This window comes from Streptomyces sp. sk2.1, assembly GCF_008120935.1.
Taxonomy (GTDB): Bacteria; Actinomycetota; Actinomycetes; order Streptomycetales; family Streptomycetaceae; genus Streptomyces.
Genome location: NZ_RDBO01000211.1, coordinates 1 through 6,294, shown reverse-complemented (window position 1 = coordinate 6,294; position 6,294 = coordinate 1). Strand labels below are relative to the sequence as shown.

Annotated in this window: 4 protein-coding genes and 1 pseudogene; 2 read left to right on the top strand and 3 right to left on the bottom strand. The window is 76.2% G+C overall.

Going from position 1 to position 6,294, the window contains the following annotated elements; all coding sequences use genetic code 11:
• Positions 1–462: pseudogene (locus EAO76_RS42630) on the bottom strand (hypothetical protein); the annotation flags it as partial.
• Positions 459–2,888 carry a protein kinase domain-containing protein gene (locus EAO76_RS42625; protein WP_148841580.1) on the bottom strand — a complete coding sequence of 810 codons (2,430 nt, stop codon included), beginning with the start codon at positions 2,886–2,888 and terminating at the stop codon, positions 459–461. The gene EAO76_RS42625 and the pseudogene EAO76_RS42630, both read right to left, overlap by 4 nt.
• Positions 2,889–3,124: 236 nt before the next feature.
• On the opposite strand from EAO76_RS42625, the gene EAO76_RS42620 reads away from it, so the two are divergent.
• Positions 3,125–4,414 (top strand): Appr-1-p processing protein, encoded by a 1,290-nt coding sequence (locus EAO76_RS42620; protein ID WP_262376237.1) that lies wholly within the window; start codon positions 3,125–3,127, stop codon positions 4,412–4,414.
• Here EAO76_RS42620 and EAO76_RS42615 read toward each other — a convergent pair.
• Positions 4,389–5,093, bottom strand: coding sequence for a 4Fe-4S single cluster domain-containing protein (locus tag EAO76_RS42615; RefSeq protein ID WP_262376236.1), 705 nt, complete (start codon positions 5,091–5,093; stop codon positions 4,389–4,391). The genes EAO76_RS42620 and EAO76_RS42615 overlap by 26 nt on opposite strands.
• Positions 5,094–5,568: 475 nt before the next feature.
• Between EAO76_RS42615 and EAO76_RS42610 the strand changes: the two genes are divergently transcribed.
• A partial coding sequence (locus EAO76_RS42610; protein WP_148841578.1) for a hypothetical protein occupies positions 5,569–6,294 on the top strand: 726 nt, incomplete at its 3' end.

Genomic DNA, 6,294 nt, shown 5'->3' with positions numbered 1-6,294 from the left:
GGGCGCGCCGGGCGGGGCCGTGCGCGCGGCCCGCCGCACCCGGGCGAGCAGCGCCGCCCGCCGCGCGTTCGCCCGTGCGGCGGCGAAGGCGGCGGCCTCCCACTGCCGGGCGGCGTCGGCGGCCACCTCCTGCCGGTGTTCGAGGCAGGCCTGTTCCTCGGCGGCCCGTACGGCCGCCGCCGCGAGCACCTGGGTGGTGACGAGGGCGGCCCGGCCGGCCAGCAGCGCCCCGCTGAGCGCGCCCAGGGCGACGGCCGCCGGGGCGAGGAGTTCCTGCAGGCCCTGGGCGGCCGCGTCGGTCAGGTGCCCGGCGGCCTGGTGGGCGGCGTCCGCGACCCCCGGCACATGGGCGATGTCGGGGTGCGCCAGGGTCTGGACGTGCGAGGCGAGGCCGTCGGCCGGTGCGTAGCCCACCCCGGGCATCACCCCGGTGATCGACGGCAGGGCGATTCCGGCGCTCATCGGCGTCCTCCCGGGTTTCCGTTCCGGCTTCCGTTCCGGGCCCCGCTCCGGTTTCCGCCGGGGGTTCCGTTTCGGGTCCCGCTCCGGTTCGCGGTCTGCGCGGCGCGCAGCCGGGCCAGTTCCAGGCGCCAGGAGACCGCGCGGTACACCGTCCAGACGGCGAGGGCCACGACGGTGCCGACCGGCCAGGCCCAGGGCGCGGTGGTGATGGAGTGGACGCCCAGGGCCACCACCGCGGCCAGCAGCGCGGCCGACGGCAGCAGGGTGCGCGGACCGCGGGACCGGGCGAACCGGGCGGGCCGCTCCGACGTGGCGATCAGCCGCCCGGCGAGCGACCGCCGGGGGTGGTAGTGGGGCGGCCCGATGAACGCCGCGGCGGACAGTTCCAGGGCGAACACCGCGGCGGCCGCGGGCAGGGCCAGCGCCCAGGCGAGCACGACCGCCTCCTGATCGGCCCACCCGACGACATCGGCGAGGCCGATCAGGAACCCCCACGGAACGGTGGCCAGCACGGCGCCGAGCAGCGCCCAGCCCAGCGTCGGCGGGCGTTCCATCCGCCGTATCCAGGCCAGGGCGGCGTCCTGGTCGGCGGCCAGCATCCGGACGGCCTCCGCCTCGGCCAGCTCCCGGTGGCGCACCGCGGCCTCGGCGGTGGCGACGTCGGCCAGCAGCCGTGCGACGAGCAGGCGCGGGGCGTCGTCCGGGTCGGCGACGAGCCGGGTGTACCAGTCGACGGGTACGGCCATGGCGGCGCGCGTCGCGTCGGCGCCCCGGGTCAGTTCCGCCGTGACCCGGCCCGGTTCGTGGGCCAGGCGCAGCAGCAGCGCGTCGACGGTGCGGTTGCGGCGCAGCCGGGCGCGGGCGGCGCCCCGGTCGCGGGGGCCGCGCGCCAGGATCTCGTTCGTCAACGGCCGCCAGGCGGAGCGGTGTTCCGTCCACCGCCGGTGCACCTCGTCGAGCCCGGCGCCGCCCGGACGTTCGGCGAGCAGGGGCAGCAGCTCGTGGCGCAGCAGGTCGTCCAGGAGCGCATGGGCCTCGGCGTCGCCGTTCACGACCGCCGCGGTCAGTTCCCGGATGCCCAGGGTGTCCAGGCGCTGCCCGTGGTGGGAGACCTCCAGCCGCGGGCCCAGCCAGTTGATCAGCCGGGTGGTGGTCCGGGCGTCCGGCGCTTCGGCGAGCTCCGTGCGCAGGGCGACGAGCCGTTCGTTCTCCTCGGCGTCGCGGTCGGGCGAGCCGATGAACTGGCCCAGCCACTCGACCAGTTCGGCCCGCCGGGCCCGGCGGGACAGCAGCCGGCCGGTGGCGACGCGGTTGATGTCCAGGAGGCGGGCCAGCTCCTCGGGGCCGGTGACCTCCCGGCCCATGAAGGGGAAGGGGCGCAGGGTGCGCCGGGGCGGCAGGTCGTGCGGTGCGGCGCCGGACGTGCGGGGCGCGACCGGCGGGGCCTCCCCCCGCAGCCAGGCCGCCACCTGTTCGCCGCCCCAGCGGTTCTCCGGGGCGCGGGTGAGCAGCCCCTGGCAGAGCAGCAGCAGCCGGGGGTCGGTCACCAGGGGGAGTTCGGGGTCGTGGGTGGCGACCTCGGTCAGGACCTCCTCGTCGCCGCGGAAGTCGATCGGGTGGCTGCCGCCGGCCAGTTCGGCGACGACCATGCCGAGCGACCACCAGTCGACGGCGGGGGTCACGGCCTGCCGGTGCGGGGCCGCCTCCGGCGCGAGGTAGAGCGGTTTGCCCACCCAGCCGCGCCGTCGCGGCCGGTCGCGCTGCGGTTCGTGCACCGCGGCGCCGAAGTCGATCAGCACCAGTTCGGGGCGGTCCTCGTTCTGGATGCGCACCATGATGTTGTCGGGCGTGACGTCGCGGTGCACGATGTCCCGCGCGTGTATGGCGACCAGCGCCGCGTGGAGTTGCTCCACGACGGCCCGGACCAGGGCGGGCGGCAGCGGCCCGGGGTGGTCGGCGAGGTAGCGGGCGAGGTCGGTCTCGCCGTACGAGAGGGTCAGGTCGTAGGGGTGGCCGTCGGCGGTCCCGCTCTCCAGCAGCCCGGCGACCGGTCCGCCGGGCCCGCCGGGTCCGCCGGGTTCGTTGGGGCCACCCGGGCCACCCGGGCCGCCCGGCCCGCTCGGACTGTTCGGCCTTTCGGCCAGGATGCGGCGGACGCCGGGGTCGGGGCCGAACCGGTGGTGGTACCACTTCAGCACGAGGGGCACGTCGGCGGGCGCGTGCCGGGCCTCCCGGTCCTTGACCCGCAGCACCACGGCCTGGGACGGGCGGCGGACGTCGCTCAGCACCTGGGTCAGGTCGAAGCGCCCGCCCAGCGCGGCCGGCACCCGGTCCAGCCCCCTGCGGGTCTCCGCGTCCCGCGGATCGTGGTGGCCGGTCCCGGTCTCGTCGACATCCATCTCGGTGGGCGGCGGCGGAACAGTCATGCGACATGCCTTCCGGTGACGGTGACGGTGACGGGGGCAGGGGCGGATGTGGGTACGGGTGCGGCAGTCGTGCCGCCGTGCCGGATTGAGTAATTCCGTTTACTGGTGGGGCAGTTGCCGGTACGGGCATGGGCACGGGCGTCGGGGCGGCGCGTCCGCCGTCCGGTTCCGGACGGCCGGACAAGGTTGCCGAAAGGCGCTCCCGCAGGCGGACGGGCGGGCATATCGTGTCGGGCATGAGCCAGGAGACCCAGCCCTCCTCGTCCGCTCCGGAGCCCCTCGAACCCACGCCCCCCAAGGCCTCGTCCGCCCCCGGCCCGGGGCGTTCCGGCGAGCGGCCCCGGGCCGCGGGACGCCTTGTCCCGCCGCTGCCCGGTGCCGAACGGCTGGCCGCGGAGCTGCGGGCGCTGCGCCGGCCCGGACTGTCCGGCCTGCGCACCCTGCGGCCCGAGGCCCTGATCAGGGTGGCCTCCGCCGCGGGCCTGTGCGGGGGGTTCGACGACGAGGCGGCCGGGGTGGAGACGCTGCTGAAGGCCGGGGTGCGGCACCTCGGCGGGAACACCCTGTCCGCCGACGGCACCCGCGGCGATCCGCTCGCCAGGGCGGCGGCCCACACCTTCGGGCTGCTGCCGGACCGGCGGGGCGTACCGGGCCAGGACCGCCGCAGGGCCGCGGCGGCCGTCTACGGCGTCACGCCCGAACGCTTCCGCAAGAGCCAGGAGCGGGAGGTGATCGCGGAACTGGCGCTGGCGGTACTGGCGGTGGCCCGGACGTCCGCCGCAGGACCGCCCCGGACGGTCCCGGAACTCCCCGCGGTCCCGGCCGTGCCGGAGGCCGGCACGCTGTCCGTGCGGTCGCCGGACCCGGTGCCCGATCCGCCGACCCGGCTGAGCGGACCGCCGCTGCCGCCCGCCGCCGCGCACCGCATCACCGTGCACGTCGCGTCCATCGAACTGCTGCGGGACATCGACATCCTGGTGTCCTCGGAGAACATCTACCTGGAGATGTCCAAGACCTTCCGTTCCACCGTGTCCGGATCGCTGCGCCGGGCCGCCGCGATACGCGACGAGAGCGGCGAGACGGTCGACGACGTCCTCGTCCGGGAACTGGTCGAGTGGATGCGGGCCCACGGCCGGGCCGGGCTCCCGGTGCGTCCCGGCACCGTCGTGCCGACCTCGCCCGGTGCCCTCGCCGAGCGCGGTGTGCGCCGTATCCACCACGCGGCCGTCGCGTCGCCGACCAGCGACGGCCACGGCTACCGGGTCGATCCGCACGTTCTCGCGGAGGCGGTCTCGGCCAGCTTCCGGCTGGCCCGCGCGGAACGCGACAGGTACGACCCGCCGCTCTCCTCCCTCTGCTTCCCGCTGCTCGGCGCGGGGCACGGCCTGCCGCCGGAGAAGGCGGCGCGCTGGCTGTGCTGGGCCGTCCGCGAGGAGTTGAGCCGCGATCCGTCCTGGACGGTGCACCTGGTGGCCCAGCGCCCCGAACTGGCGAAGCTGCTCACGGTCGCCAGCTCCGCTCCCTGAGTCGTAGCCCACGTTCTTTCAGCCACCTTTCCCAACGCGGTAGTTCGCCCCTCCGCGGTACGCCGTAGAGCCGTACCGCGGGAGGCCCGGCCGGTTCGCCGGACGCCCGCCCGGACTCCACGACGACCTGGACCGCCGGTCCGTCCGCCTCCCGGTCCAGGTGCGGCGCGTACCGGATCCGGCCGAGGCCGGTACGGGGCGTCAGCCGCTGGTTCGCGGAGCCGCGCCACACCAGCCCGGTCGGTTCGGCGACCCGGAACCGGCCGGTCACCACGGCGTCCGCGGACGCCAGGGCGGCGCGCCGGGCGGCGTCCAGCTCGGACTCCTCGTAGCCGGTGTAGACCAGCAGGTCGGCGGGGAGCCCGTCGCCGGTCGCGCCGGGGCGGGTCAGTCCGGACCGCAGCCGGGCGGCGCCCCGGAGCAGCTCGGCCAGGGCCGCGGGCTGGGCGAGCGGTTCGCCGCCGCTCACCGTCAGGCCCGCGGCGCCCCGGTCCAGCGCGTCCCGCCACAGGGCCAACAGCCGTTCCACGTCCATGGGCTCACCACCCCGCGGGTCCCAGGTGTGCCGCGACATGCAGCCGGGGCACGCCAGCGGGCAGCCCTGCAGCCAGATGCCCAGCCGACGGCCCGGCCCCAGCGTCTCCAGCGGGAAGTGCGTCCCGTCGACCTCGACCCTCACCGGCCCTCCCCTTCCCGCCGGACCGTCCGCCCCGGTGCCGCCGAGCGGGCCCGGGAACGCCGGCGGATGCCGTCGGGCGCCGACGGACGCCCCGCGGATGCCGCCGGGCGCCGTCGGCGTCCCCCCGTCAACGAGTATCCGGCGGACGGGCCGGGCGCGGCACATTTCATCCGGTTGTTTTCCGGGCGTTTCCGGGTTCCGCCCGGTCGATTCCCGGATCTGTTCCGGACGCATTCCGGGAAATGCCCGCAGGGCCGAATGCGCAGGTGAAAGGCCGGTAATTTCTATTGTCCGGCCGATTGCGGCCCGTTCCCCCGAAGCCGGCTTCGGGGCTCTTCCGGTGATACGCCGGAAGGCGCGGAACGGTGGGAGCGGCGGCCGGGTCGCGCCGTTCGGAAGGGGCCGCCGCAGCGGGCCCGGACGGAGAAAAGGGCGGTTGCCGGGAGGCGGCCGCGCGGGGGAAGGGGATTCCGCCATGAGAGCCGACACGAATGGTTTCATCAGTTCGGCCCGGTATGTCTGGCGCAACCGGGTCACGGCAATTCACGACCGACATCAGGGCCGCAGGGACGCGCCCGGCCTCCGGGACCGGATCGCCGCGCTGCCGCACCCGGACGACCTGCCGCACGACGTCACCGACCAGTTCCCGGAGCTGCTGACCCCGCATGTGCAGGGCATCCGGGCGAGCGCGTCGCGCGGGGCCGACCAGCTGCGTGCGCGGCTGCTGCACGACGAGCGTGAACTGTGCGCGCGGATCCACTCCGAGTCGGTGCGGGTGGCCACCCGGTACGAGGAGCCGGGGGAGTCCGCGCCGGCCGCCCTCGCCCGGTACGGCGAACTCATCGGTGTGTGGCGGGCCTCGGCGGGGGTGTGCCGGTCCCGGGCCGCGGTCCTGACCCACGAGGCGAACCAGCGGCTCGCCCGTTACTGGACGGCCGTCCTGACGAGTGTTCATCCGCTGCCGGAGGAAGGGGAGTTCCCCTCCTGCGGTCCGCACTGGCTGCCCGGCCGGGTCGCTCTCGACGAGTCCTGGCAGCACACCGACGACTGGCTGCGGGGGGACGGCGGGCTGTGGCCCTCCCCGGCCGCGGACCGGGCCGACCACCCGGTGACCCGCGCACTGGCCGTCCTCGACGCACAGCCCGTGCGGGGGGCCGGGAACGGCACCCCGCACGGGCTGTGCGTCGAGGACGGCCAGTGC

Bases quoted from the DNA above. Each gene is read 5' to 3' on its own strand.
- EAO76_RS42625 (WP_148841580.1), bottom strand. From the start codon at position 2,888: ATGACTGTTCCGCCGCCGCCCACCGAGATGGATGTCGACGAGACCGGG.
- EAO76_RS42620 (WP_262376237.1), top strand. From the start codon at position 3,125: ATGAGCCAGGAGACCCAGCCCTCCTCGTCCGCTCCGGAGCCCCTCGAA.